This is a genomic window from Pseudomonas sp. B5(2017) (assembly GCF_002112825.1).
Lineage (GTDB): Bacteria > Pseudomonadota > Gammaproteobacteria > Pseudomonadales > Pseudomonadaceae > Aquipseudomonas > Aquipseudomonas putida_Z.
Genome location: NZ_NEIR01000007.1, coordinates 206,846 through 232,295 on the forward strand (window position 1 = coordinate 206,846; position 25,450 = coordinate 232,295).

General features: G+C 65.4%; 22 protein-coding genes. 9 read left to right on the forward strand and 13 right to left on the reverse strand.

Features of this window, described 5'->3' with window-relative positions; all coding sequences use genetic code 11:
- Window positions 1-8 precede the first annotated feature (8 nt).
- From CAG00_RS12990 to CAG00_RS13010, 5 genes are all read left to right on the forward strand, one after another.
- Entirely contained in the window at window positions 9-1,166 is a 1,158-nt protein-coding gene (locus tag CAG00_RS12990; protein ID WP_025340586.1) for an alginate O-acetyltransferase, read from the forward strand.
- Window positions 1,167-1,182: 16 nt separating this feature from the next.
- Window positions 1,183-1,830, forward strand: a complete 648-nt coding sequence (locus CAG00_RS12995) for an alginate O-acetyltransferase AlgF (protein ID WP_075046290.1) — start codon at window positions 1,183-1,185, stop codon at window positions 1,828-1,830.
- Window positions 1,831-1,865: 35 nt separating this feature from the next.
- Window positions 1,866-3,320: a mannose-1-phosphate guanylyltransferase/mannose-6-phosphate isomerase gene (locus tag CAG00_RS13000; RefSeq protein ID WP_025340588.1), complete on the forward strand. Its 1,455-nt coding sequence runs from the start codon at window positions 1,866-1,868 to the stop codon at window positions 3,318-3,320.
- A 98-nt stretch (window positions 3,321-3,418) separates the two neighbouring features.
- Window positions 3,419-3,883 (forward strand): multidrug transporter, encoded by a 465-nt coding sequence (locus tag CAG00_RS13005; RefSeq protein ID WP_085664421.1) that lies wholly within the window; start codon window positions 3,419-3,421, stop codon window positions 3,881-3,883.
- Between the two features lie 151 nt (window positions 3,884-4,034).
- Window positions 4,035-4,847: an SDR family oxidoreductase gene (locus tag CAG00_RS13010; protein ID WP_061552458.1), complete on the forward strand. Its 813-nt coding sequence runs from the start codon at window positions 4,035-4,037 to the stop codon at window positions 4,845-4,847.
- 131 nt (window positions 4,848-4,978) lie between these two features.
- Here CAG00_RS13010 and CAG00_RS13015 read toward each other — a convergent pair whose 3' ends face one another.
- From CAG00_RS13015 to CAG00_RS13035, 5 genes are all read right to left on the reverse strand, one after another.
- Window positions 4,979-5,773, reverse strand: a complete 795-nt coding sequence (locus tag CAG00_RS13015) for an SDR family NAD(P)-dependent oxidoreductase (RefSeq protein WP_031692690.1) — start codon at window positions 5,771-5,773, stop codon at window positions 4,979-4,981.
- A gap of 139 nt (window positions 5,774-5,912) precedes the next feature.
- The gene (locus CAG00_RS13020; protein ID WP_085664422.1) at window positions 5,913-7,364 is read right to left on the reverse strand and encodes an efflux transporter outer membrane subunit; all 1,452 of its coding nucleotides are present in this window, start codon (window positions 7,362-7,364) and stop codon (window positions 5,913-5,915) included.
- On the reverse strand, window positions 7,361-8,422 hold the full coding sequence (locus CAG00_RS13025; protein WP_075046296.1) for an HlyD family secretion protein: 1,062 nt from the start codon (window positions 8,420-8,422) through the stop codon (window positions 7,361-7,363). Before CAG00_RS13025 ends, CAG00_RS13020 begins: the two co-directional genes overlap by 4 nt.
- 28 nt (window positions 8,423-8,450) lie before the next feature.
- Window positions 8,451-9,992, reverse strand: coding sequence for an MFS transporter (locus tag CAG00_RS13030; protein WP_085664423.1), 1,542 nt, complete (start codon window positions 9,990-9,992; stop codon window positions 8,451-8,453).
- A 227-nt stretch (window positions 9,993-10,219) separates the two neighbouring features.
- Window positions 10,220-11,128: a LysR family transcriptional regulator gene (locus tag CAG00_RS13035; protein ID WP_015271755.1), complete on the reverse strand. Its 909-nt coding sequence runs from the start codon at window positions 11,126-11,128 to the stop codon at window positions 10,220-10,222.
- 271 nt (window positions 11,129-11,399) lie between these two features.
- Between CAG00_RS13035 and CAG00_RS13040 the strand changes: the two genes are divergently transcribed.
- Window positions 11,400-11,849: a universal stress protein gene (locus tag CAG00_RS13040; protein WP_085664424.1), complete on the forward strand. Its 450-nt coding sequence runs from the start codon at window positions 11,400-11,402 to the stop codon at window positions 11,847-11,849.
- Between the two features lie 105 nt (window positions 11,850-11,954).
- On the opposite strand, the gene CAG00_RS13045 is transcribed toward CAG00_RS13040, so the two are convergent.
- From CAG00_RS13045 to CAG00_RS13060, 4 genes are read right to left on the reverse strand one after another with little or no spacing between them, the layout of a single operon-like run.
- Window positions 11,955-12,815: an HlyD family secretion protein gene (locus CAG00_RS13045; protein ID WP_025340596.1), complete on the reverse strand. Its 861-nt coding sequence runs from the start codon at window positions 12,813-12,815 to the stop codon at window positions 11,955-11,957.
- A gap of 10 nt (window positions 12,816-12,825) precedes the next feature.
- A complete protein-coding gene (locus tag CAG00_RS13050; RefSeq protein ID WP_008097766.1) occupies window positions 12,826-13,026 on the reverse strand; it encodes a DUF1656 domain-containing protein in 201 nt (66 codons plus the stop codon).
- Window positions 13,027-13,030: 4 nt separating this feature from the next.
- The gene (locus CAG00_RS13055) at window positions 13,031-15,208 is read right to left on the reverse strand and encodes an FUSC family protein (RefSeq protein WP_025340597.1); all 2,178 of its coding nucleotides are present in this window, start codon (window positions 15,206-15,208) and stop codon (window positions 13,031-13,033) included.
- On the reverse strand, window positions 15,205-16,734 hold the full coding sequence (locus CAG00_RS13060; RefSeq protein ID WP_085664425.1) for an efflux transporter outer membrane subunit: 1,530 nt from the start codon (window positions 16,732-16,734) through the stop codon (window positions 15,205-15,207). The genes CAG00_RS13055 and CAG00_RS13060 overlap by 4 nt, the downstream gene beginning before the upstream one ends.
- Window positions 16,735-16,925: 191 nt before the next feature.
- Between CAG00_RS13060 and CAG00_RS13065 the strand changes: the two genes are divergently transcribed.
- Together CAG00_RS13065 and CAG00_RS13070 are read left to right on the forward strand one after the other, a co-directional pair.
- Entirely contained in the window at window positions 16,926-17,873 is a 948-nt protein-coding gene (locus CAG00_RS13065) for a LysR family transcriptional regulator (protein WP_013974172.1), read from the forward strand.
- A 179-nt stretch (window positions 17,874-18,052) separates the two neighbouring features.
- Entirely contained in the window at window positions 18,053-19,027 is a 975-nt protein-coding gene (locus CAG00_RS13070) for a D-glycerate dehydrogenase (protein ID WP_085664426.1), read from the forward strand.
- A 134-nt stretch (window positions 19,028-19,161) separates the two neighbouring features.
- On the opposite strand, the gene CAG00_RS13075 is transcribed toward CAG00_RS13070, so the two are convergent.
- Window positions 19,162-20,064: a DMT family transporter gene (locus CAG00_RS13075; RefSeq protein WP_025340600.1), complete on the reverse strand. Its 903-nt coding sequence runs from the start codon at window positions 20,062-20,064 to the stop codon at window positions 19,162-19,164.
- 264 nt (window positions 20,065-20,328) lie between these two features.
- On the opposite strand from CAG00_RS13075, the gene CAG00_RS13080 reads away from it, so the two are divergent.
- Window positions 20,329-21,204: a helix-turn-helix domain-containing protein gene (locus tag CAG00_RS13080; RefSeq protein WP_075046302.1), complete on the forward strand. Its 876-nt coding sequence runs from the start codon at window positions 20,329-20,331 to the stop codon at window positions 21,202-21,204.
- A gap of 90 nt (window positions 21,205-21,294) precedes the next feature.
- Here the strand turns inward: CAG00_RS13080 and CAG00_RS13085 are convergent, their stop codons facing one another.
- The 3 genes from CAG00_RS13085 to CAG00_RS13095 all read right to left on the reverse strand — a co-directional run bounded on the left by CAG00_RS13085 (window position 21,295) and on the right by CAG00_RS13095 (window position 25,441).
- Entirely contained in the window at window positions 21,295-23,685 is a 2,391-nt protein-coding gene (locus CAG00_RS13085; protein WP_085664427.1) for a TonB-dependent receptor, read from the reverse strand.
- Between the two features lie 218 nt (window positions 23,686-23,903).
- Window positions 23,904-24,887 carry a FecR domain-containing protein gene (locus CAG00_RS13090; RefSeq protein WP_085664428.1) on the reverse strand — a complete coding sequence of 328 codons (984 nt, stop codon included), beginning with the start codon at window positions 24,885-24,887 and terminating at the stop codon, window positions 23,904-23,906.
- Window positions 24,884-25,441, reverse strand: a complete 558-nt coding sequence (locus CAG00_RS13095) for an RNA polymerase sigma factor (protein WP_176240884.1) — start codon at window positions 25,439-25,441, stop codon at window positions 24,884-24,886. Before CAG00_RS13095 ends, CAG00_RS13090 begins: the two co-directional genes overlap by 4 nt.
- Window positions 25,442-25,450: the final 9 nt, after the last annotated feature.

Below are 25,450 nucleotides of genomic sequence, written 5' to 3' on the forward strand. Positions count from 1 at the left end.
TTGATGACATGACCCGGACATTACGCATTACCTATTCGCTGTCGTTCCTCGGCCTGCTGGTGGGCATGGGCGTCTGGTCCACCGGCGGCCTGCAAAGCTTCCAGCGTACCGAGCAGATGACCCTGCTCAACGGCAAGCTGGCCAAGGCCGCCGAGACCCACTACGACGAGCAGTTCCCGATCAAGCGCCTGGGTACCAACCTATGGGCGGCAATGGACTTCAAGCTGTTCAACGAAGGCCGCCCCGGCGTGGTGCTGGGCCGCGACCAGTGGCTGTTCAGTGACGAAGAGTTCAAGCCCACCGCCGGTGCCGAGCAGCTGATGCAGGAAAACCTGGCGCTGATCCGTGGCGTGCGCGACACCCTGCAGCAGCACGGCAGCCAGCTGGTGCTGGCGATCGTGCCGGCCAAGGCGCGGGTGTATGCCGAGTACCTGGGCAAGGAACTGCCGACCAGCCTGCATGACGACCTGTACAACCAGTTCCATGCCCAGGCACGCCAGGCCAACGTGTTCGCCCCGGACCTGATGGCACCCATGGAGCAGGCCAAGGCCCGCGGCCAGGTGTTCCTGCGCACCGACACCCACTGGACGCCGATGGGCGCCGAAGTGGCGGCGCAGGCACTGGCCGAAGCGGTAAACCGCCAGAGCCTGCTCAACGGCGACCCGCAGGCGTTCATCACCGAAGCCGGCAGCACCGCGCCATACAAGGGCGACCTGACCAACTTCCTGCCACTGGACCCGCTGTTCAGCAACCTGCTGCCGGCCCCGGACAACCTGCAGCAACGCACCACTCGCCCGGTCGAGGCCGAAGGTGAAGCCGGTGACGCACTGTTCGCCGACACGCAGATCCCGGTTGCGCTGGTGGGTACCAGCTACAGCGCCAACCCGCACTGGAACTTCCTCGGTGCGCTGCAGCAGGCCCTGCGCAGCGACGTGGCCAACTACGCCGAAGACGGCCATGGCCCGCTACTGCCGATGCTCAAGTACCTGCAAAGCGATGCCTTCAAGAACGCCGCACCCCAGGTGGTGGTGTGGGAATTCCCAGAACGTTATCTGCCAATGAAGAACGACCTCAGCAGCTTCGATCCACAGTGGATCGCCCAGCTGAAGAACACCCGTAAATCCGAAGAAAACCTGGCTTTGTCGTCCACCCGGACTAACCACTAATCAGAGGAACATGCATATGACTACCAAGACTTCCATTGCCAAAGCCCTCACCCTCGCAGCCGGCCTGTCCCTGGCCTCCATGCAGGCCTTCGCCGGTGCCGACGCCGCGCTGTATGGCCCGAGCGCACCGAAAGGCTCGACCTTCGTACGCCTGTACAACGCCTCCGGCGCACCGGCTGCAGCCTCGGTCGGCAACACCCAGATCAAGCAGGTTGGCGCCCAGGCCAGCAGCGACTTCAGCTTCCTGCCAGGGGGTGACTACACCGCCCAGGTCGGCGGCAAGAGCGTGCCGGTCAAGCTGGCTGCGGACAAGTACTACACCCTGGTCAACAGCGCCAGCGGCAACCCGCAGCTGATCGAAGAGCCGCCGTTCAAGAACAAGCAGAAAGCCCTGGTTCGCGTGCAGAACCTGAGTGACCAGCAACTGACCCTGAAGACCGCCGACGGCAAGACCGAAGTGGTCAAGCCGGTGGCCGCCAACGGCCGTGGCGAACGCGAAATCAACCCGGTCAAGGTCAACCTGGCGCTGTACCAAGGAGACAAGAAAGTGGGTGACGTCAAACCCGTCGCCCTGGAGCGCGGCGAAGCCGCAGTGCTGTACGTAACGGGTTCCGGCAACGCCTTGTCGCCGGTGTGGGTAACTCGCCCCGTGGCTAGCAACTGATTCCCCTGCCTCTCAACGACTATTGGAGAAACATGATGATCCCGGTAATTCTTTCTGGTGGTAGCGGTTCCCGTCTGTGGCCTCTGTCGCGCAAGCAGTTCCCCAAGCAGTTCCTGGCCCTGACCAGTGAACACACCCTGTTCCAGCAAACCCTCGAGCGCCTGGTGTTCGAAGGCATGGACACACCGATCGTGGTCTGCAACAAGGACCACAAGTTCATCGTCCAGGAGCAACTGGCCGCGCTGAAGCTGGAAACCCAAGGCATCCTGATGGAACCGTTCGGCCGCAACACCGCGCCGGCCGTGGCCATGGCTGCCATGAAACTGGTCAACGAAGGCCGCGACGAGCTGATGCTGGTGCTGCCCGCCGACCACGTGATCGAGGACCAGAAGGCCCTGCAACGCGCCCTGGCCCTGGCCACCGTGGCTGCCGAGCGTGGCGAGATGGTGCTGTTCGGCGTGCCGGCGACCAAGCCGGAAACCGGCTACGGCTATATCCGCTCCAGCCAGGACGCCCTGCTGCCTGAAGGCGTGGCGCGCGTGGCGCAGTTCGTCGAGAAGCCCGACGAAAAACGCGCCGCCGAGTTCGTCCAGGCCGGCGGTTACTTCTGGAACAGCGGCATGTTCCTGTTCCGTGCCAGCCGCTTCCTCGAAGAACTGAAAAAGCACGACGGCGACATCTACGACACCTGCGTGCTGGCCCTGGAGCGTAGCCAGGAAGACGGTGATGTGCTGAGCATCGACGAAGCCACCTTCGCCTGCTGCCCGGACAACTCCATTGACTACGCGGTGATGGAAAAGACCCAGCGCGCCTGCGTGGTGCCGATGTCGGCCGGCTGGAGCGACGTGGGCTGCTGGTCGTCGCTGTGGGAAGTGCACGAGAAGGACGACAACGGCAACGTCACCAAGGGCGACGTGGTGGTGCAGGACAGCCACAACTGCATGATCCACGGCAACGGCAAGCTGGTGTCGGTGATCGGCCTGGAGAACATCGTGGTGGTCGAGACCAAGGACGCCATGATGATTGCCCACAAGGACAAGGTCCAGGGCGTCAAGCAGATGGTCAAGACCCTCGACGAGCAGGGCCGCAGCGAAACCCAGAACCACCTGGAAGTGTATCGCCCGTGGGGCTCGTACGACTCGGTGGACATGGGTGGCCGCTTCCAGGTCAAGCACATCACCGTCAAGCCGGGCGCCAGCCTGTCGCTGCAGATGCACCACCACCGTGCCGAGCACTGGATCGTGGTGTCCGGCACCGCCGAGGTGACCTGTGACGAGAACGTGTTCCTGCTGACCGAGAACCAGTCCACCTACATCCCGATCGCCTCGGTGCACCGCCTGCGCAACCCGGGCAAGATCCCGCTGGAGATCATCGAAGTGCAGTCCGGCAGCTACCTGGGCGAGGATGACATCGAGCGCTTCGAGGATGTGTATGGGCGTACCTCTACACCGATCGAGCGTGGTGTTTCGGTGAAGACCATCGCGCAGTAATGCAACCCCTGGGGCCGCTTTGCGGCCCCGCTTTTTGAGCCACTCCCCATTTCGGGCTACGATGGTCAGACCCCGCGCAATCAAGGTCTGCCCGCCCCATGATCATCGGTGCCTTTCTCATCCTCACCTGGCTGGTGCTGCTGTTGCGCTACCCGGCCAAGGCCCTGCCGATCTCGCTGGCTGCCGTTTGTGGCCTGGGCCTGGTGGCCCTGTTCGTCGTGTGGCAGGACACCCGCGAAACCTCGCAACTGGCCCGCCTGGACCTGCGCCTGACCTACGCCCCCGAACACTGCCCCGCCGACCGCGCCCTGCAGGTGCGCATGAAGAACGGCAACGACGTGCCGCTGACCGAGCTGCGCTGGCGAGTGGCGGCTTACGCTCCGGGCGATACCGTGAACCTGGCGGAGAACACCTACAACGCCCCGCGCTACCGTGGGCCGGGTGAGCTGCAGCCAGGGGTCGAGTGGAAAGACTGCCTGCCACTGCCGCCACTGCGTTCCGGGTACAGGCCGCAGACCCTGGAGTTTCGGGCAGAGCATCTGCAAGGTACGTTTGCCAACTAATGTATCGCCTGTGCCGGCCTCTTCGCGGGTAAACCCGCTCCCACAGGGACTACACAGGTCTCAAATTCTGTGGGGTACCTGTGGGAGCGGGTTTACCCGCGAAGAGGCCGGCACAGGAAAAACCAATCCTCCCTGACAACAGGCCCCAACCATGCCCACCGTCCTGATCACCGGTTGTTCCAGCGGCATCGGCCGCGCCCTGGCCGATGCCTTCCGCGATGCCGGCCACCACGTCTGGGCCACCGCCCGCAAACCTGAGGATGTCGAGCAACTGAACGCCGCCGGCTTCACCGCCCGGCAACTTGATGTGAACGACAGCGAGGCGCTGGCCCGCCTGGCCGAGGAACTGGTAAACCTCGATATCCTGATCAACAACGCCGGCTACGGCGCCATGGGCCCGCTGCTCGATGGCGGTGTGGATGCCCTGCGCCAGCAGTTCGAAACCAACGTATTCGCCGTGGTCGGCGTTACCCGCGCATTGTTCCCACAGCTACGCCGCTCACGGGGCCTGGTGGTGAACATCGGCAGCGTATCAGGCGTGCTGGTCACGCCGTTCGCCGGCGCCTACTGCGCCTCGAAAGCAGCCGTGCATGCCCTGAGCGATGCCTTGCGCCTGGAACTGGCGCCGTTTGGTGTGCAGGTGATGGAAGTGCAGCCAGGAGCGATTGCCTCGCAGTTCGCCAGCAATGCCCAGCGCCAGGCCGAGCAGGTACTGGCGACGGATTCGGCGTGGTGGCCGTTGCGCGAGCATGTGCAGGCACGGGCGCGAGCTTCGCAGGACAAGCCGACCTCGGCGGCGGTGTTTGCCCAGGGCGTGTTGGCAGCGGTCGGGAAGTCGCCGGTGCCAGCGGTGGTGCGGTTGGGGAACGGCAGTACGGCGTTGCCGTTGATGGCCCGGTTACTGCCGCGGCGGGTGCTGGATTGGGCGTTGCGCAAGCGGTTTGGCCTGCTGCGCCCGCTCTGATTGATTGGTTGTCTGTGCTGGCCTCTTCGCGGGTAAACCCGCTCCCACAGGTACCCCACAGAATTTGAGTCCTGTGCGATCCCTGTGGGAGCGGGTTTACCCGCGAAGAGGCCGGTACAGGCAGTAACGAATCAGGCAATGGAACGCAGCACCCCGCCATCCACTCGCAAGGCAGCCCCAGTAGTGGCACTGGCCTGCATCGATGCCAGGTACACCACCATGTTCGCCACCTCCTCCACCGTCGCCAGCCGCTTGATCAGCGAGGTCGGCCGGTGCTCAGCCAGGAAGTTGGCTTCCAGCTCTTCAGTCGATACCCCCTGCTCCTCGGCCAGCTTGGCAAAGAAGTCGCCCACACCTTCCGAACGCGTAGGCCCAGGCAGCACCGAATTCACCGTCACCCCGGTGCCGGCCAGGGTCTCGGCCAGCCCGCGCGACACCGCCAGCAACGCAGTCTTGGTCATGCCGTAATGAATCATCTCGGTCGGGATCTGCAGCGCCGACTCACTGGACAGAAACACCACCCGCCCCCATTTGCGCTCGGCCATGCCTTGGGCATAGTGGCGCGACAGGCGAACGGCGCTGAGCACATTGACGTCGAAGAAACGCTGCCAGTCCTCATCCGCGATCTCGAAGAACGGCTTGGGCTCGAAGATGCCCAGGTTGTTGACCAGGATGTCGGTGTGCGGCACCTGGTTGAACAACTTCTGCGCACCGGCCTGGGTGCCCAGGTCGGCAGCGATGCCGATGATGCGCGCCTGCGGCAGGCGTTCGCGCACAACTTTGAGGGCTTCGTCGACCCGAGCCTGGGTGCGACCGTTGAGGACCACTTCGGCCCCCGCCTCGGCCAGGCCAATGGCGATGGCCAGGCCGATGCCCGCGGTGGAGCCGCTGACGATGGCGCGCTTGCCGTTCAGGGAAATGTGCATCTGTGCCTCCTCGGTAATCAGGACAATTGCCGGGGCTGCTTTGCAGCCCATCGCGACACAAGGCCGCTCCTACATGCGGACGCGATCTCCTGTAGGAGCGGCCTTGTGTCGCGATGGGCCGCAAAGCGGCCCCAAAAAATCACACTTTCTTCACAGGCTGCTCATCAAACGCCTGCCAGCCACCACCCAGGGCCTTGTACAGCCCCACCAACGCCTGCGACACCGCCGCCGAACTGTCGATCCACTGTTCCTCGCTGGCCAGCAGGGCACCCTGCACAGTCAGCACATTGAGAAAGTCCACCGCCCCTTCCACATACTGGCGCTGGGCAGTTTCCAGGGCGATGCGGTTCTGCCGCACCGCCTCGGCCAGGTGGTCGCGGCGCAGCTGGCTGGCGTTGTACAGGCGTAGCACATCGTCGATTTCATGCCAGGCACCCAGCACCACCTTGCGGTAGTTCAGCGCCGCTTCCTGCTGCTGCGCCTCGCGCAGTTCCAGGGTGCCCTTGAGCCGGCCACCCTCGAAGATCGGCAGCGACAGCTGCGGCCCGAAGGCGAACCGGCGCGAATCCCAGGCGCCGAAATCGGACAGCTGCATGGCCTGGAACCCGACACTGCCCGACAGCCGGATGCTGGGGTAGAAGTCGGCCTTGGCCACGCCAATGCTGGCAGTGGCGGCATGCAGGCGGGCCTCGGCCTGGCGAATGTCCGGGCGGCGTTCGGCCAGTTCGGACGGCAGGCCAATGGCGAACTTCTGCTGCGGCGCTGGCAGTTCGCCGCCCTGCAGCAACTCGGCCTGCAGGCTGCGCGGTGGTTCGGCGGCAAGCAGGCTGAGAGCGTTGATCAGGTCGTCGCGCCGCGCTTCCAGGCTTGGCAGGCGCGACTCGATCGAGGCGACCTGGGCACTGGCCTGGGCCACGTCCAGGCGCGTGGCGACACCTTCGGCCTGGCGGTTTTCGGACAACTTCAGACTGTGCTGGGCGACCTTGAGGTTGTCGCGGGTCACATCGATGGTGTGCTGCACGGCACGCAGCTGGATGTAGTTGCCGGCGGTTTCCGAAAGCAATGCCAGCAGCACGCCGCGGCGGTCGTTCTCGGCCACTTCGACCGTGGCATCGGCAGCCTCGACCTGGCGCCGCACACGGCCCCACAGGTCCAGCTCCCAACCGGCCACCAGGTCGCCCTGCCAGAGGTTGAAGGCTTCCTTGCCCGCCTTGCCGGACGGGTCACTCAGGCCTTCGGCACTGTTGCGCGAGCGGCTGTAGCCAGCGTTCACGTCCACCGACGGTACTTCGTCGGCAGCCACGGTGCTGCGCAGGGCGCGGCTTTGCAGCAGGCGGGCACTGGCCATCTGCAGGTCGAGGTTGCGCTCGGCAACACGCTGGATCAAGGCACTCAGGCGGGCATCGTGGAAGCTCTCCCACCAGCGCAGTTCCAGCGGTTCGGCCTGCGGCTGGCTGGCCGCCGCCTCACCTTGCAGCGGCGCCCACTGTTGCGGTGCCTGGCTGTCAGGGCGCTGGAAGTCCGGCCCCAGGGTGCAGCCAGCCATCAATACGGCCAGCAGCAACGGGCTCAAGCGTAATGCCGGTTTCATCGTGCGCTTACCTCTTTGCCGTCCAGCTTGTCGCCACGGGTGTCGATGGTCGCTTCCACCGACATGCCCACGCGCAGGCGGGCAAGCAGCGGCTGGCCGTCATCGAAAACGATCTTCACCGGGATGCGCTGCACCACCTTGGTGAAGTTGCCGGTAGCGTTGTCCGGCTTGACCGCGGCGAAGGTCACGCCGGTGGCCGGGGCGATGCTTTCCACATGGCCTTGCAGCTTCTCACCGGCAAAGGTGTCGACGCTGATGCTCACGGCCTGGCCAGGCTGTACGTGGGTCAGCTGGGTTTCCTGGAAGTTGCCGACCACGTAGGCCTGCTGCAACGGCACCACCGACAGCAGGCGGGCGCCCGGGTTGACGTAGGCACCTACACGCAAGGCGCGCTCGCCGACCATGCCGTCCACCGGCGCGGTGATGCGGGTGTAGGACAGATCGAGCTGGGCCTTTTCCAGCCCTGCCTCGGCCCGCTTCAGTTGGCCGTCGGCACTGGCTACCTGAGCGGTAAGGATATCCACCTGCTTGCGCGCCGCTACCAGCGCCGCCTGGGCATTGGCCAGGCGTGCGCGGGCCTGGTCGACACCGCTGCGCGCCTGCTGGGCGTTCTGCACGGTGCCGGCACCCTGCTCGGCCAGGCGGCTGTAGCGGTTGACCTCATGGTCGGCGAACGCAGCTTCGGCCTGGGCCGCTTTCACTGCGGCCTCGGCCTGGGCAATCAGCGACGCCTGGCGCTCGAGGGTGGCACGGGCATCGGCGCTTTGCGCCTGGGCCACCAGCAACTGCGCCTGCGCGGCATCCAGCGCGGCCTGGTAGTCACGGGCATCGATGGTCGCCAGCAACTGGCCGGCCTTGACCTGCTGGTTGTCCTCCACCAGCACCTCCTTGATGAAGCCGGCGATCTTGGGCGCGACCACGGTGTAGTCGGCGATCACATAGGCGTCATTGGTGCTCTGGCGGTGGTCACTGCCGAACATCCAGGGGCCAGCGATGCCGGCCAGGACGGCCACGGCAAGCACCGAGCCGATGAACAGGGTTTTGCGGTTGTTGGTCATTTCAGTGGTTCTCGAATTCATCCAGGGTTCAGGCCACCGCGCGCGGCGGATAGACCCGGGTAGGCACGAAAGGAATCAGGCAGATCAGGGCCACGGCAATGCAGGCCATGACCAGGTAGAGGTCGGCCGAGGTCAGCACCAGCGCCTGGTCGTGGATGCGCCTGGCCAGGCCGGCTGCGTTACCGTCGACCAGCGGGGCGTTGCCCAGGCTGTCCACCAGGTGGTTGGAATGGAAGTGCCGACGCAGGGTGCCAAGGGCGTCCAGCAGGCCACCGGCGATCACCGCGGCCAGGCCCTTGACGGTGTTGAACCAGCTGGAGGCGAACGGGCCTTCCTGCGGGGTCATGCCGTTGGTGGACAGCATCAGCAGCGGCAGCACTGCCATTGGCTGGCCGAACACCTGCAGCAGGTAGAACGGGTAGAAGTCGCCACGGATCCACTCGCTGGTCAGCAGGCTGCTGCCGACACAGGACACCGCCAGCATCGCCAGGCCGATGCCAAGCACCCAACGGCAATCCACCGCGCGGATGTTGCACAGCGCCGCCGTCAGCGGCAGGGCGATCAACTGCGGCATGGCCACCAGCATCATCAGCGGGCTGGTCTGCGCCGGGCGGTAGCCCTGGATCTGCGCCAGGTAGGCCGACGGAATGCTGCCAACGCCCGAGAGCACGATCAGCACACCGGCCAGGGTCACCAGGGCGAAACTCAGGTTGCGCCGTGACAGCATGCGCAACTGGAAGAACGGCAGCGGCTCGGACCATTCGTTGTACATGAACAGCACCAGCAACAGCAGGCCACCGCCGAGCAGCCAGCAGATCAGCGGCGAATCGAACCAGCCCCAGCGGTCACCCAGCGACAGGCCCAGCACGATGCAGCTGATGGCGGGCAGGCCGAGCAGCACGCCGCGCCAGTCGAACTGCTTGAAGCGCTCCAGGCGCAGCGGGTCCTGCGGCAGGCCCCAACCGACGCAGAACATGGCCAGCAGCGAGGGCAGGATGATCTGCCAGAACGCCCACTGCCAACCGACATATTCGGTCCACAGCCCTGCCAGCGGCGTGCCGAGGTTGGGGCCGAAGGTGGCGGTGAGGGCATAGCAGGCCAGGCCATAGACCTTGATGCCCGGTGGCAGGAAGCGCAGGGCCACGCTCATCAACATCGGCGGCAAGGCGCCAGAGGCGAAGCCCTGGAGCACACGCAGCAGCATCAGGCTGTGCAGGTTGGGGGCGAACGGTTGCAGCAGGCCGAGCACGGCGAACAGGCCGATGGCGCTCATGGTGAAGCGCCGCAGCGAGAACGTGGTGGCCAGCCATGGCGCGAAGGCCATGGCCGAGACCGAGGCGGCGCTGTAGACCGCCAGCAGCCAGGCGCCTTCGTCGGCACCGATGCCCATGGCCCCACGGATATCGGCCAGGGAGATCTTGGTCACCGACTCGTTGAGGCCCGCGCACAACACGGCCAGCAGCACACCGAACAGCCCGACCACTACCTGCAGGCCGAACGCAGTCTGCGCTGGCGCGGCCGGCGCGGGGGCGGCGGCAATCGCGGCAGACGGGGCGGACAGGGAACTCATGGGCAGACATCTCCAGCAACAAATTTGCGACTGGAGCAAGTCTAAGAAGGTCGAATGCTGACGAAAACTGACTTATCGGTAGGTTTATGTTGCGCTGGACGCAATCCACCTTTTGCAGGTCTGGCCCTATCGCCGGCAAGCCAGCTCCCACAGGTACTGCGCAGGTTTCGAAATGTGCACAAATTCTGTGGGAGCTGGCTTGCCGGCGATGAGGCCCTCACAGGTAATCAAGGGTCGACACTGCAACACGCCTTCAAAGTCTGCCGCAACCACCGATGTGCCGGGTCATTGTGAAACCGTGGGTGCCATGCCTGCAGCACGGTCACTCGCTCCAGCGGCACCGGGATCTCGAACGAGCGCAGCGGCAGCCCGAGCTTGTGCACGCTGTTGAGGATGTTGGCCGGCATCGGCAGGATCAGGTCGGAATCCGGCAGCGAGAACAGCGCCGAGTGAAAACTCGGGGTAATCAGCGCCACCCGCCGCTGCACCTTGAAGTTGGCCAGTTCCACATCGATCGGCCCATTGGCTCGCCCACGGCGGGACACGCTGATCTGTGGATAACTGGCAAAACTGTGCGCCGTGATCGGCTGCTCGAAAATCGGGTGGTCGCGCCGTGCCAGGCCCACGTAGTAGGTCTGGAACAGGCTCTGCACCTTGATCTCCGGCCCCAGGTCCACGGTCGAGCTGATGATCAGGTCGGTACGCCCGTCGCGCAGCACGCTGTCATCATCGCCGCCGGGGCTTTCCGGCACGAAGCGCAGCACCGTGCGCGGTGCCTGTTCGTGCATGCGCCGCAGCAGCTGGGCACCGTACAGGGCGATGAACAGGTCGTTGGTGCGGATGTTGAAGGCCCGGTCAAGCTTGGGCAGGTCGACCTCGTCGCCACTGCGGAACACCTCGCCGGCCTGCTCCACCAACGCCGCCACCTGCTCGCGCAGGGCCAGCGCCCGCGGTGTCGGCACCAGGCCGCGACCGGCGCGCACCAGGATCGGGTCACCCAACGCATCGCGGATACGCCCCAGGGTCCGGCTCATCGCCGCCGGGCTGAGGTTCATGCGCTGCGCCGCGCCGACCACGCTGCCCTCGTCGAGCAGGGCATCGAGGGCGACGAGCAGGTTCATGTCCGGGAGTTGCATGGCCGTTTTCCGTTACAGCTGTGGGGAACGGCGATGGTAGCAGGTTGCTGGATTGCACCAGACGCAATGCGCTCGTGCGTGGTGGGGCATTTATCCTGAGGGTGGATTGAGCCAAGAATGAGGAATGGCAGGTTCGGCCTCTTCGCGGGTAAACCCGCTCCCACAGTGACTGCACAGGCTTTGAATACTGTGGCGCACCTGTGGGAGCGGGTTTACCCGCGAAGAGGCCAGAACAGACAACCCCTTAGCCAGCCTGAAACAAGGATTCCACATGCCCAGCCCCGTCCTGATCGCCATCGACGCCTCCCCTGCATCCACCGCCCTGCTCACCCTCGCCCGCCGCTACTGCCGCCCCGGCGACCACGAACTGCACGTGCTGCTGGCCATCGACTCTACCTTCGCCGTCCACGACCAACCCGCGCCTTACACCGCAGAAGAACTGGAAGAATACCCCGCCGCCTGCGAAGAGCAGCACCAGGCCGACCAGGCCGTGGCCGAGGCGGTGCGCGAGTTGCAGCAAGCCGGCTTCGCCAGCCGGGGCTGCATGGTGGCCGGGCAGCCGGTCGAGGCGATCGTGGCCAAGGCGCAGGAACTGAATTGTGAACTGATCATCATGGGCCACCGCCACCTGTCGCGGCTGGGGCGGATGCTGGACCCGTCGATCAGCGCGAAGGTGATTGATCGAGTGAAGGTGCCAGTGTTGGTAGGGGCAGCGAGCTAACTGCACCGCTCCCACAGGATTTGCGCCAGCCCCAAGAGCAGCGCATCACTTGTGGGAGCGGGCAAGCCCGCGAAGAGGCCAGTAGCTGCACTACCTCACCCCGGCTCAGCCCTCGCTCGGCTTCACCACCACCGTACAAGTCGTCCCCGCCGCCAGCAAAAACCCGTCCGGCACTTCATCGATATGAATGCGCACTGGCACCCGCTGCGCCAGCCGCACCCAGTTGAAAGTCGGGTTCACATCGGCGATCAACTCGCGGCTCTGTGGGTTGTCGCGGTCGTAGATGCCGCGGGCGATGCTCTCCACATGGCCCTTGATGCGCTCGCCGCTCATCATCTGCAGCTCGGCCTGGTCACCCACCTTCACGTGCGGCAGCTTGGTCTCCTCGAAGAACCCGTATACCCAGAACGAGTTCTCGTCGACCACCGCCATCACCGCTTCACCGGTACGTGCATAGTCACCCTTGTGGATATTCAGGTTGGTCACGTAGCCGTCCACCGTGGCCACGATATGCGTGCGCTTGAGGTTCAGTTCGGCGGCGGCCAGTTCGGCAAGGGCCTGCTGGTAGTCCGCCTGGGCGGAGTTGGCGATGTTGCTGGCGTCGTCGCGGTTTTCCTTGGAGATCACCAGGTTGTCCATGTCGGCACGGCGCTTGGCGTTGACCTTGCGCATCTCCCAGGTGGCCTTGCGCGAAGCGACCAGCGCCTTGGCCTGGTCGACCGCCAGTTGGTAGTGCTCGGGGTCGATCTGGATCAGCAGGTCGCCCTTCTTCACCCGCTGGTTGTCCTTGACCGGCACGTCCACCACATAGCCAGGCACGTCGGCAGCGACGTTGATGATGTCGGCACGCACACGGCCGTCGCGGGTCCATGGCGTGGTCATGTAGTGCAGCCACAACTGGCGACCGATCACCACGGCAGCGGCAAGCACCAACAGGGTGGCGATCAGGCTGAAGAACTTTTTCATCGAAGGATTCTCACCAGTAGAGCGACAGCGCCAAAGCGCCGAACAGGCAGACGAACAGGCTCAGGCGCAGCAGCGCCGGGTGCCAGAAGAAGCGGTAGCCATCATGGCTGGCAATGAACCGGTCCAGGCCCCAGGCCAGGCCCAGGGCGAACAGGAACATCAAGGTCATGGTGGGCATGTACACGCCATGGAAAGCGATTTCACGGGGCATGGTTTCACGGAGCATCGTGCAGTCCTTTCGCCGGTGCCAACGGCGACTGTGGGTCGAGCAGGGAAGAACGGATGAAGTGCAGGTAGCTTTGCGCGCGGCGCAGCACCGAGGTGTCGAAGTGGCGGGCGAAGGGCTCGTCGGTGGCCTGCACGCGGGCGATGGCATGGTCCACCGCCACCAGCGCGCGTTCGTGGTTGCTGGCGCTGGGCTGCAGGAACAGCCGGGCCAGGGCACGGCCCATCACGCGGATCGCCTGGCGCCAGGGCTGCGACTCGGCGTAGGCCGGGTGCACCGGCGCACGGGCCTGTTCCTTGCGCAGCTCGATGATGGCGTGGCCGATTTCCAGCACGGTGAACATCCAGCCCATCAACTGGCTCTGTACCTGCGGCTTGCCGGCTGCCAGGCCATAGGCCTGGTGCAGCAGGTCACGGGTGCGGCTCTCGAAGGCGGTGCCGATGCCGCGCAGGCGGCCGCTGATGGCGAACAGCACCTGCTCGCGCAGTTCCTGCTCCAGGCGGCTCCACAGCCAGCGGCTGTTGGGCGGCAGGATGATCGCCCCGGCAGCGGCACAGACGAACATGCCGATGACCATGCCGATGTAGTCGTTGATGAAGGTGTATGGGTCATACACGGTGAGGTTGTTCGGCACCGAGCCGATGGCGAAGAACACCAGCAGGCCGATGCCGTAGCCGGCATAGGCCGGCCGTGACGAAAGGAACGCGCCCAGCACGAACACTGGTGCCAGGACCATGCACAGCAGCGGGAAACCGTCGATCCAGGGGAACACGAAGAAGGTTTCGAAGAAGCCGACGAAGGCACCAATCGCCGTGCCGCAGGCCATCTGGAACGACATGCGCTTGGGGTTCGGCGAGGCTGCCGACAGGCCCACGGTGACGGTGGCGATCAGGGTCATCATGGCGCCGCTGGGCCAGTCGCTGAACAGCCAGTAGCTGCCCAGCAGCAACAGCACCGCCGAGGCGCGCACACCGGCGGCCAACGATACCAGCCAGCTGGTCTGCGCCACGTAGGGCTCGTCCCACTGCTCGCGTTCGTGCCGGTGCGCGGCCAGCGAGGCGTGGGTTTCGGCGTAGCCGTACATCTCGTCGACGAAGCGGTAGAGCAGCTCGAAGGCGGTGTGGAAGTCGAGCAGGTCGGACTCGCTCGGCTCGGTTGCCAGGTACTCGGCGCGCAGGCCGCGCACCTGTGCCTGCAAGCCTTCCTTGTAGGCGGCCAGCTCCAGGGTCAGGCGCAGCGCATCGGCGTCGGTCAGCGCCCGGCCCACGTAGGGCTGCAACAGCTCCACCAGGGTGTTCAGGCCCGGCTCGATGGCGCCGACGATCTGCAGCGGGCCGCGGGCGCGCAGGCGCTCCAGCAACCGGTGCAGGGCATTGAAGCGCGTGGTGATGGCCATGAACTCGCTGTTCATGCGCACCAGGCGACCAGAGCGCCGGCGCATGTGCGGGTCTTCGAAGGCGGTGACGTTGCGCAGGCTCTCGAGCCCCACTGCTTCAGCGACGAAGCGCACGTTGCTGCTCTCGAAGCGGTCCCGCTGGCTTTCGCCGCGCAGGGCCTCGACCACCACCCCGGCGAACACGCCAAAGCGCTGATACAGGGCGTTGCGCATGGCGGCACTGGCCGACTGCGGCAGGATCGCGGCGCTGACGAAGGTCGACACCAGAATGCCCAGGGCGATTTCCAGCACCCGCCATACCGCCGCCATGAACGCCTGGTCAGGGTGCTCCAGCACCGGCAGGCCGATCATCGCCGCGGTGTAGCCGGCCAGCACGAAGCCATAGGCGCGGAAGGTGCGGTAGCGCATGGCACCGGCCGAGCACAGGCCTACCCACAGGGCCAGGCTGGGCAGGAACAGCTCGGTGTTCTGCGGGAATATGGCGATCAGCGCCACCATCATCGCCGAGCCGGCCAGGGTGCCGAGCACCCGGTAGAAGCTCTTGGCGAACACATGCCCGCTTTGCGGCTGCATGACGATGAACACGGTGATCATCGCCGTGCGCGGTTGCGGCAACTCCAGGCGCATGGCCAGCCACAGGGTGATGAACGCAGCGGCCAGCACCTTGAAGATATACACCCAGGTCACCCCGTCGGTGCGCGCCCAGGCAAAGAAGCCCCGGCGCCATTCCAGGCTCTGCAGCCAGCGCACGGGCAAACTGGAAGTGCTCATTCGGCGTTATCCGGCTTCTTGTCGAAAATGGCCAGGGTGGCCGGGGTTTTCGGTGCGGCCTGGCGCTCCTCTTTCGGCACGTCCTGGCCAGCCTGCAAGCCGCCGCCCAGGGCAGTGACCAGCTCGGCATGGGCAATCAGGCGGGCAGCCTGCACCTGCTGTTGCACCTGCTGCTGGCGGAACAGCAAGGTTTGGGCGTTGAGCACGTTGAGGTAGTCGGTAAGGCCACGCTGGAAGGCGACCATGGCGATGTCGTAGGTTTTCTGCGCGGCCGCTACCGACTCGGCGGCGAAGTGCGACTGCTCCTTCATCGACTCACGGCGGATCAGCTGGTCGGAGATGTTCTTCAGCGCACCGACCACGGTCTGGTTGTAGCGCGCCACGGCCACGTCATAGCCCGCCGAGGCCACGCCCAGCTGCGAGCGCAGGCGGCCACCGTCGAAGATCGGCAGGCTGATGGCCGGGCCGACGTTGTAGTTGAACTTGCGCCCGGTGAGGAATTCCAGCGGGCCACCACCGGTTGCCATGAAGCCAAGGCTGCCGACCAGGTCGACGTTGGGGAAGAAGCCGGCATGGGCGACATCGATGCCCCGCGCCTGGGCGGCCACCTGCCAACGGCTGGCGACCACGTCGGGGCGCTGGCCGACCAGTTCGGCCGGCAGGTTCGACGGCAGCTTCAGCGGCGCGGCCAGGGCCAGGCTCGGGCGCTGCAACTGCGCGCCCTCCCCCGGGCCCTTGCCGGCCAGGGCGGCCAGCTGGTTGCGGGCCAGGGCAATTTCTTCGTCCAGGCTGTCGAGCTGGCGGTGGGTTTCCGGCAACGGCGCTTCGGCCTGGCTGACTTCGAAGTGAGTGCCGATGCCGGCATCCAGGCGGCGCTTGGCCAGGGCCAGGATCTGCTCCTGCTGTTCCAGCTCGGCCTTGACGATATCGCGCTGGGCGAAGTGCAGGCTCAGCTGGATGTAGGCGCGCACCACGTTGTTCTGCAGCTCCAGTTGCGCCTGGCGGGCTTCGGCCACGCTCATGTGCGCCTGGTCCACGGCCTGCTCGCTGGCGTTGCGTTCGCGGCCCCACAGGTCGAGTGCATAGCTGAAGCCAATGGCGGCGTTGTTGTCCCAGGTATTGGCGCCGGACAGCGCGCCCGGGCCGTAGAACTGGTCTTCAGGCCAGTTGTGGCGCTTGAGCGTGGCCTGGCCGTTGGCCTGGAGTTTTTCCGCCGACTCGACCACGCCAGCCATGGCCTTGGCTTCGCGTACCCGCGCCGCAGCCATGGCCAGGCTCGGGCTGCCGGCCACGGCCAGGGCAACCCAGCGGTCCAGCTGTGGGTCGCCATAGGCGTGCCACCACTGCTGGTCGGGCCAGTGGGCGTCGGTCGCGGCTTCGCGTATGGCCGCGTCGGTGGTCAGGGTGTTGGCTTGCAGCGTCTTGCTTTGCGGGGCAATGCCCCAGGTTCCGATACAGCCGCTCAAGGTGAGGGCAAGGGCACAGGCACTGAACGCACAGAGCGTTCTGATGATGCGACGCGGCACAGCTGCGATTTCCCGAGGAAGAGGTGAAGGGGCCGGGCAATTCTAGGGGGCGGCAGCACTGGCGATAAGCGTGGATTCCTGCGAATCTTTGTTACCAAAACAGCGATAATCCGCCTTTGGTCGAAGGCAACTTTTCATCTCTTTTACGTTACTTCGTGACACAATTTTGTCCTCTACATCGAGAGTGACCCATGGACACCCTGCAAAACATGCGTGCTTTCAGTTGCGTAGCCCAACTCGGCAGCTTTACCGCTGCCGCCGGGCAACTGGATACGACCACCGCGAACGTGTCGCGGGCGGTCTCCAACCTGGAAGCCCATCTGCAAACAAGGCTGCTCAATCGCACCACCCGCCGCATTGCGCTGACCGAAGCCGGCAAGCGCTACCTGATGCGTTGCGAACAGATTCTTACCTATGTCGAAGAAGCCGAGGCCGAGGCCAGCGACGCCCATGCCCGCCCGGCCGGGCAGTTGAAGGTGCACTCGATGACCGGGGTCGGTCAGCACTTCGTGGTCGACGCCATCGCCCGCTACCGCGAATCGCACCCGGATGTGACCTTCGACCTGACCATGGCCAACCGCGTGCCCGACCTGCTCGACGAGGGCTATGACGTGTCCATCGTGCTGGCCACCGAACTGCCCGACTCGGGGTTCGTGTCCCAGCGCCTGGGCATCACCTACAGCATCGTCTGCGCCTCGCCCGCCTACATCGCCCGCCACGGCGTTGCGCACAAGCCTGCCGACCTGCTCAAGCACGCCTGCCTGCGCATGGTCAGCCCGGTGATCCCGTTGGAGAAATGGCTGTTCGACGGGCCGGAAGGCCAGGAGATGGTCAACATCACCAGCTCGCCGTTCATGGTCAATACTGCCGATGCCATGAAGACCGCCATCCGCAGCGGCATGGGCGTGGGCGTGCTGCCGATCTATTCGGCCATCGACGGCCTGCGCGATGGCAGCCTGGTACGGGTGCTGCCCGAGTACCGGCTGCAGGAGCTGAACCTGTACGCCATCTACCCGTCGCGGCAGTACCTGGATGCCAAGATCAAGACCTGGGTGGAGTACCTGCGCAACTCGCTGCCGGAGATTCTGGCAGCCCATGAGGCGGACCTGAAAACCCATCAGGTGATGATCGCCAACTAAAAAGCTGCTGCATTGCGGGGGCGGACAATGGTAGGTTGCTAACCATCGCCGGCCTCTTCGCGGGTAAACCCGCTCCCACAGGCACACCACTGCCTTCCAGGCCTGTGCAATACCTGTGGGAGCGTGTTCACCCGCGAAGAAACCACCACCGCCCCACCGCCTTGCAGAGAAGTTGCCCGATGAAAAAGACCGTCCTGGCCTTCAGCCGTATCACCCCGGCCATGGCCGAACGCCTGCAGCAAGACTTCAACGTGATCGTGCCGAACCCCAAGCTCGGCGACATCAATGCCCAGTTCAATGAAGCCCTGCCCGAGGCCCATGGCCTGATCGGCGTTGGCCGCAAGCTCGGCCGGGCGCAACTCGAAGGGGCGGCCAGGCTGGAGGTGGTATCCAGCGTGTCGGTCGGCTACGACAACTACGACCTGGACTACTTCAACGAACGCGGCATCGCCCTGACCAACACCCCCGACGTGCTGACCGAAAGCACCGCCGACCTGGGCTTCTCGCTGATCATGGGCTGCGCCCGCCGCACCGCCGAGCTGGATGCCTGGACCAAGGCCGGCAACTGGCAGGCCACCGTAGGCCCGGCCCACTTCGGTAGCGATGTGCACGGCAAGACCCTGGGTATCGTCGGCATGGGCAACATCGGTGCCGCCATTGCCCGTCGCGGCCGGTTCGGTTTCAACATGCCGGTCATCTATTCCGGCAACAGCCGCAAGAGCGCGCTGGAGCAAGAGCTGGGCGCGCAGTTCCGCAGCCTGGAACAACTGCTGGCCGAAGCCGACTTTGTCTGCATCGTGGTGCCGTTGTCCGATGCCACCCGCAAGCTGATCGGTGCGCGTGAGTTGCAACTGATGAAGCCGAGCGCGTTCCTGATCAACATCGCCCGCGGGCCGGTGGTGGACGAGGCGGCGCTGATCGAGGCACTGCAGAACGGCACCATTCGCGGTGCGGGCCTGGACGTGTACGAGAAAGAGCCGCTGAGCGATTCGCCGCTGTTCAAGCTGCCCAATGCCCTGACCTTGCCGCACGTTGGCTCGGCCACTGCCGAAACCCGCGAGGCCATGGCCAACCGGGCAATCGACAACCTGCGCGCGGCGCTGCTGGGTGAGCGGCCGCGAGACTTGGTGAACCCGCAGGTGTGGAAGGGCTGATAGCCCTCTACTGCCTGCACCGGCCCTTTCGCGGGTAAACCCGCTCCCACAGGTATTGCAAAGGCTCTGAGGGCTGTGGGGTACCTGTGGGAGCGGGTTTACCCGCGAAGAGGCCGGCGCAGGCAACCCATTACCTATTTGGCCACCACAACACCCTCAGCCACCCTGGCCTTGGGCTTGCGAAACACCAGCACATTCCCCGCCATCACCGCCACCAGCCCCAACAAGGCCGGCGCTGTCCACTGATACCCCTCGGCCACCGCTGACACATTCAGCGCCACCAACGGGAACAGCACCGTGCAGTACGCTGCCCGCTCCGGCCCCATGCGCCCGACCAGGGTCAGGTAGGCGGTAAAGGCAATCACCGAGCCCGGCACCACCAGGTACAGCAACGAGCCGATGTACCGCACGTTCCACTCCATGCTGAATGGCACGCCGCTGACCACGCAGAACACCGCCAGCATCACCGCCCCGTAGACCATGCCCCAGGCATTGGTGGTCATGGGTTTGAGCCCGGCCTTCTGCTGCATGCTCGACAGCATGTTGCCGGCCGAGAAGCACAGCGTGCCGAGCAGCGCCAGGCCAAGGCCGTACAGGGTTTCGCGGCTGGCCGAGTGGTGGGACAGCTCGGGCCAGAACAGCAGCCCCAGGCCAAGTAGCCCCAAGGCGCCGCCGCCGAGCACGTTGCTGGCGATCTTCTGGCCGAAGAAGATCCGCGCGTTGAGTGCATTCCACAGGGTGGCGGTGGAGAACACCACGGCGATCAGGCCGCTGGCAATCCACTGGCTGGCGCTGAGGAAGCAGATGAAGTTGACGCAGAACAGGCACAGGCCCTGGGCCAAACAGATCTGGTGGCCACGCCGGTTCATTGGCTGCAGGCGGCGGGTGAGCAGCAGGAAGGCGAACAGGATCAGCCCGGCCAGGGCGAAGCGGTAGACGATCGAGACCGGAATGGCGACCACACCCAGCTGGAGTTTAAGGGCGATCCAGGTGGTGCCCCAGATCAGGACGGTTAGCAGGTAGAGTGACAGGTTCATGGCGGCGGTTCCTTGGGCCTTTCAGGATCGGTGCCCGGCGCTTCGCGGCTAAAGCCGCTCCCACAAGGACCGCGCTGCTCTCGAGGCTGGCGCGGTCCCTGTGGGAGCGGGTTCACCCGCGAATCGAGGGCGCAGCCCTCGCCGAGGCATTTCAGTGTTCTCCTGTCGAACACCCACGCGCTTGCACAAACTTGCGCATTTGTCCCGCTGGTAGCTGTAAGCCTGGCCAAGGCGCAGTAGGATGGCTGGCAAGAGGAACCGCCCATGACGCCACTCACCCAGCTGCAAGTGTTCAACGCCATGCACGCTTCGCCCCACGCCCGGCTGGAGCTGAGCGCGCACCTGGGCGACGGGCTGGCTGCGGCGTTGTGGAGCAACCGCGACGATGCCCGCGACTACCAGGCACCGAGCCATCACACCCTGTCGTGCTACATCGCCGACGGCACCGGCACCTTTCGCCGCCAGCGCCCCGGCGACAAAGGGGCGCCCGACAAGCTGTGCGTGATGCCGGCCGGGCAGGAATCGAACTGGGTGGTCAATGGCGCGATCCGCCTGGCGCACCTGTATGTCAGCGAGGCGCAATTCGCCCTCGGCTGCGTGCGCCTGCTCGACCGTGAACCGCGTGAGCTGCAACTGCAGGAAGCGACCTTTCTCGATGACCCGCAGCAGGCCAAGCGCTTTCGCCAACTGATAACCCTGGACTGGGATGAACCTGGCGAACGCTTGCTGGCCAGCAGCCTGGCGCACGAGATCGTCGACCATGCGCTGCTCAACCAGGTCGGGCTGCGCCAGGGCCTGCGCCTGAAAGGCGGGCTGGCACCGAGCCTGCGCCGGCAAATGGTCGACTACATCGAAGCGCATCTCGACCAGCCCATCACCCTGGGTGAACTGGCCTTGCGCTGCAACCTGTCCGAATACCACTTTGCGCGCATGTTCCGCGCCAGTTTCGGGCTGCCGCCGCACCAGTACCTGCTGGCCCGGCGGCTGCACCGGGCCTGCCAGCTGTTGCGGCTGGGGTTGATGCCTTTGGGGGAGATTGCCCTGTTGTGCGGGTTTGCCAGTGCCAGCCATTTCAGCAACCGGTTCCGCCAGGCGGTCGGTGCAACGCCTGGCGAGTACCGTTCGGCCATTCGCGGCTAAAGCCGCTCCCACAGGGACCGCGCCACCCTCAAGGGCAGTGCAGTACCTGTGGGAGCGGCTTTAGCCGCGAAGAGGCCGGTACAGGCTGGCCTAGAACTCGAAGGTACTGGACAAGCTCACCTGCCGCGCATCGCCAATGGCCACAAAGTACTGGTTCACCGCCGAGCTGTAGTAAACCTTGTCGAACAGGTTCTTCACGTTCAGTTGCAACAGCACCTTGTGCTCGTCGAGCCTGGTCTCGTAGCTGGCAAAGGCATCGGCCACGGTATAGGACGGCAGGTCGAAGGTGTTGGTCGGGTTGCCAGCGCGCTCGCCCACGTATCGCGCCCCCGCGCCAATGCGCAGGCGATCGCCGCCGAACAGGCTGCCATAGTCATACACCGCCGACAGCGAACCACTGTGGCGGGCCACGTTCTGCAGGCGGTTGCCCTTGAGGTCCGGGTCCTTGGTCACTTGCGCATCGGTGAAGGCGTAGCTGCCGATCAGGCTCCAGCGCTCACTCAACTGGCCGGTCAGGTCCAGCTCGACACCCCGTGAGCTGACCTCTCCAGCATTGCTGTACACCGTTTCGCGCGTACTGGTATCAAAGTTGGAAACCAGCACGTTGCGCTTGGTGATGTCGAACAACGCCAGGGTTCCGGTAAGGCGGCCTGGCATGTCGAGCTTGGCGCCCAGCTCCCACGATTTGCCCTCCTCCGGCGCCACCGACGAGTCAAGCACCACATTGCCGACCAGCGGCGCGATGGTGGAGTTGGGCTTGAACGACTCGCTATAGCTGCCATAAAACGACAGCTGCTCGTCCACCTTGTAGACGATACCTGCATGCGGCACCCACGCCTGGCCATTGATGTCGGTGTTGGCCTTGAACGGGCGGCCGCGGCCAGCGTATTGGTCGAACTGCTGGAAGCGCGCACCGGCCACCAGGATCCAGTGATCATCCAGGTGCAGCGCGTCCTGCACGAACAACGCGTCGGTGCGTAGCTTGTCGGTCTGGTCGCTGTCACTGGCTTTGACGGTGGTGCCCTCCACTTCCTGCCCGTAGATCGGGTTCATGTAGCTGAAGGTAGATTGGGCGCTCTGCCGGATCAGGTCGCCACGAAAGACCTTGCGGTCTTCATGATCGACACCGAACAGCAGGTCGTTCTGCATCCCGGCCAGTTCCACATTGCCGGCCAGGCTCAGGGTGGCGAACTGGTCACGGCTCATGGCGTTGTGGGTGCCGTCGATGCTGCGCGACAGCGTGCCGCTTTTTTCATTCACGCCGGTCACCCGCACCTGGCTGGCATCATAGGTTTCGCGGTTGAAGCTGTAGCCGAAGTGCAGCTTCCAGTCATCGGCCAGTTGGTGGTCGACTTCCAGTCGGTACAGGTCGGAACGCCCCTCCATGTCGTTGAAGGGCTCGTCCAGGCGCCGCGTGGCTGGGATATCCAGCGGGTGGCCGTTGTTGCCGAACGCCGTGCCACGGTCGAAGGGGTAGAGAAATTCGCGGTGCTCGTAGGCCAGTACCACCTGGGTGTCTTCGCCCAGCCAGGCCAGCGACGGCGCTACCAGCGATTCGCGGTGCACGCCGTAGTTGCGCCAGTAGTCTTCATCTTCGTGGTCGACGATCAGGCGATAGGCGAAGTTGCTGTCGCCGAGCGCGCCGGTGCTGTCGAACCCGCCACCGCTGCCGTTCTTGCCGCTGCCGTAGGTCGACCCGCGCACGGTCAGGGCGTTGTACTGCTCGAGTTGCGGGCGCTTGCTGACCACGTTGATGACCCCGCCCGGGTCCTGGATGCCGTACAGCAGCGAGGCCGGGCCCTTGAGCACTTCGACCCGCTCGGTGCTGGCGTTGAGGCTGCGGCCCTGCACGATGGGCATGCCATCGCGCATGATCGAGCCGTCGCGGTTGTCGCCGAAGCCGCGCTTCATCACCGTGTCGGAGGTGCCACCGAAATTGTTGCCCTGGGTGATGCCGCTGACATTGGCCAGGGCGTCATCGAGGTTGCGCGGGGCCTGGTCACGGATGACCTGGGCCGGCACCACGTTGATGGCTTGGGGGATGTCCTGGCTAGGGCCCTGCCCGCGCATGATCGAGGCGGTAGCCGGGGGCTGGTAACTGTAGTCGTCCAGTTGCGAGGTCACGGTGATGGCCTGCAGGTTGAGGGCGCCGGAGGTGTCCACTGCTTCGAGGGTGAGCGTGCGTGCATCGACGCGGCGCCAGGCCAGCCCGGTAGTGCCCAGCAGCTGTTGCAGGGCCTGTTCGGCGCTGAACCTGCCGTTCAGCGCCGGCGCCTGCACGCCAGGCAGTTCCAGGGTGTAGATCACACTCTGGCCGGTGGTGCGGCTGAAGGCGCCAAGTGCTTGGGCAAGGGGTTGCGCTGGCTGGGCGAAGGCATACGCCTGCTGCTGCTCGGCGGCACAGGCCAGGGGGGCGACAGCGAATGCCGGGAGCGCGGAAAGGCCGAGCCAGAGAGGGACGCAACGCGGGGTGAACTTCATGGACGCTGACCTGTGAGAGGGATATGACTGCGAATGAATCGCACTTCCACTCATTACACGGATGCCACGTCCTGTTACCTCACCCGCTATCTGAAAATATTTTTGCCTGTGCGGGCCTCTTCGCGGGTGAACCCGCTCCCACAGGTACTGCACAGGATTTGAAACTTGCGCCCTTCCTGTGGGAGCGGGTTCACCCGCGAAGAGGCCCGCACAGGCGACTACCGGATCAGGGTCAACCGCCCCAGAACTGTCTGCCGCGAAAAGCCCATCACCTTGCCCAGCGAATCCAGCGCCAGCAACGGCTCGGCCACGGGAAAACTGCCACTGACCTTGCGCTGCCCCAACTCATCATCGAGCAACAGGATGCGCCCCGGGTAATAACGCCCCAGGTCCTCGACCACCTGCGCCAGCGGCACCTGGTAGTAATTCAGCCAGCCCTGGCGCCAGGCCAGGCGGTTGTCGCTGTCCACCGTCAGGGTGTCGCCGACTCGGCCGGCAGCGTAGGCCGCCTGCTGGTTGGCCGTCAGTTCACGCGCTGCGGTGCCCGGTGCCGGGCTCACCGCCACGCGCCCGCTGCGTACCGTGACCTGGGCGCCCTCGCCCTGCTCGCGCACTTCGAACTGAGTGCCAAGCACGCGCACCTCGCCGCCGGCAGCTTCCACCACGAACGGCGTGCCGGTATGCGTGACCCGGAAGAACGCCGCACCATGCAACAACCGCACGCGGCGCTCGCCCTGCGCAAAATCGACTGCAATCGCGCTCCCCGCATCCAGCGTCACCTGCGACTGGTCGGCCAAGGTCACCTGGCGAACTTGACCAGCACTGCTGTAGTCGGCCTGCAGGTCCTGCAGCCACAGGGCCGGGTGCCAACCACCGGCAACGCCCACGGCCAGCACCAGGCAGGCAGCCACCGCCAGCGCTGCGGCGCGCTGCCGCCAGGGGTGCCTGGCCGGTGGCCTGGCCATCGCATCCAGGTAACGTTGCAGGCTTGCCTGTTCTTCAGCGGCCAGGCGCGCCGCCGGGGCTGCGCTGTTCTGCCACAGCGCCTGGGCCTGGGCGTAGGCCTCACGGTGCCCGGGGTCGGCCAGCAGCCAGCGCTTGAACGCCGCGCCCTCGGCTTGCGCGGGCTGCTCGTTGATGCGGCTGAGCCATTGCAGTGCAGCCCGGGACTGCGCCTCGGTGATCGGCGGTAAACGGCTCATCGACGGGCACTCCCTGGCCGGCGTGGGGTGGACGCGGGCTCGGCAACACTCGCCTTGCACGCTTCGAGGGCGCGCATCATATGCTTTTCCACAGCACTCTGGGACAGTTGCATGGCCTTGGCGATCTCGCCGTACTTGCAGCCGTGGATACGGTTGAGCAGGAAGATCTGCCGGGTGCGCTCGGGCAAGGCGCGCAAGGCAGCGTCGATGCGCTGCAAGTCGTGATCGACCTCCACGGCCTGCTCCGGGGCCTGGGCCATGGCCGCTTCATCCAGCGGCAGCACAGCTTCGGCCACGCGCTCGCGGCTGCCTTCGCTGCGCAGGTGGTCGATGGCCAGGTTGCCGGCGCAACGCAGCAGATAGGTGTCCAGCGCCTCGACCTCGACCTCGGGGCGACGCCAGAAGCGCAGGAACAGTTCCTGGACCAGGTCCGATGCGGTGGCCCGGCAGCCGACCCGGCGGCTCACCAGGGCCTCCATGCGTGCCCGCTGGGCCTGGAACACCTGGACGAAGCGCGCACGCCCACCGCCGCTTTCGGCATCCGCCTCGATCATGTCGCCCGG

Bases quoted from the DNA above. Each gene is read 5' to 3' on its own strand.
- CAG00_RS12990 (WP_025340586.1), top strand. From the start codon at position 9: ATGACCCGGACATTACGCATTACCTATTCGCTGTCGTTCCTCGGCCTG.
- CAG00_RS13010 (WP_061552458.1), top strand. From the start codon at position 4,035: ATGCCCACCGTCCTGATCACCGGTTGTTCCAGCGGCATCGGCCGCGCC.
- CAG00_RS13000 (WP_025340588.1), top strand. From the start codon at position 1,866: ATGATCCCGGTAATTCTTTCTGGTGGTAGCGGTTCCCGTCTGTGGCCT.
- CAG00_RS13005 (WP_085664421.1), top strand. From the start codon at position 3,419: ATGATCATCGGTGCCTTTCTCATCCTCACCTGGCTGGTGCTGCTGTTG.
- CAG00_RS13030 (WP_085664423.1), bottom strand. From the start codon at position 9,992: ATGAGTTCCCTGTCCGCCCCGTCTGCCGCGATTGCCGCCGCCCCCGCG.
- CAG00_RS13090 (WP_085664428.1), bottom strand. From the start codon at position 24,887: ATGAGCCGTTTACCGCCGATCACCGAGGCGCAGTCCCGGGCTGCACTG.
- CAG00_RS13045 (WP_025340596.1), bottom strand. From the start codon at position 12,815: ATGAAAAAGTTCTTCAGCCTGATCGCCACCCTGTTGGTGCTTGCCGCT.
- CAG00_RS13065 (WP_013974172.1), top strand. From the start codon at position 16,926: ATGGACACCCTGCAAAACATGCGTGCTTTCAGTTGCGTAGCCCAACTC.
- CAG00_RS13095 (WP_176240884.1), bottom strand. From the start codon at position 25,441: ATGATCGAGGCGGATGCCGAAAGCGGCGGTGGGCGTGCGCGCTTCGTC.
- CAG00_RS12995 (WP_075046290.1), top strand. From the start codon at position 1,183: ATGACTACCAAGACTTCCATTGCCAAAGCCCTCACCCTCGCAGCCGGC.
- CAG00_RS13050 (WP_008097766.1), bottom strand. From the start codon at position 13,026: ATGCCCCGTGAAATCGCTTTCCATGGCGTGTACATGCCCACCATGACC.
- CAG00_RS13040 (WP_085664424.1), top strand. From the start codon at position 11,400: ATGCCCAGCCCCGTCCTGATCGCCATCGACGCCTCCCCTGCATCCACC.
- CAG00_RS13020 (WP_085664422.1), bottom strand. From the start codon at position 7,364: ATGAAACCGGCATTACGCTTGAGCCCGTTGCTGCTGGCCGTATTGATG.
- CAG00_RS13080 (WP_075046302.1), top strand. From the start codon at position 20,329: ATGACGCCACTCACCCAGCTGCAAGTGTTCAACGCCATGCACGCTTCG.
- CAG00_RS13070 (WP_085664426.1), top strand. From the start codon at position 18,053: ATGAAAAAGACCGTCCTGGCCTTCAGCCGTATCACCCCGGCCATGGCC.
- CAG00_RS13025 (WP_075046296.1), bottom strand. From the start codon at position 8,422: ATGACCAACAACCGCAAAACCCTGTTCATCGGCTCGGTGCTTGCCGTG.
- CAG00_RS13035 (WP_015271755.1), bottom strand. From the start codon at position 11,128: ATGCAACTCCCGGACATGAACCTGCTCGTCGCCCTCGATGCCCTGCTC.
- CAG00_RS13055 (WP_025340597.1), bottom strand. From the start codon at position 15,208: ATGAGCACTTCCAGTTTGCCCGTGCGCTGGCTGCAGAGCCTGGAATGG.
- CAG00_RS13085 (WP_085664427.1), bottom strand. From the start codon at position 23,685: ATGAAGTTCACCCCGCGTTGCGTCCCTCTCTGGCTCGGCCTTTCCGCG.
- CAG00_RS13015 (WP_031692690.1), bottom strand. From the start codon at position 5,773: ATGCACATTTCCCTGAACGGCAAGCGCGCCATCGTCAGCGGCTCCACC.
- CAG00_RS13075 (WP_025340600.1), bottom strand. From the start codon at position 20,064: ATGAACCTGTCACTCTACCTGCTAACCGTCCTGATCTGGGGCACCACC.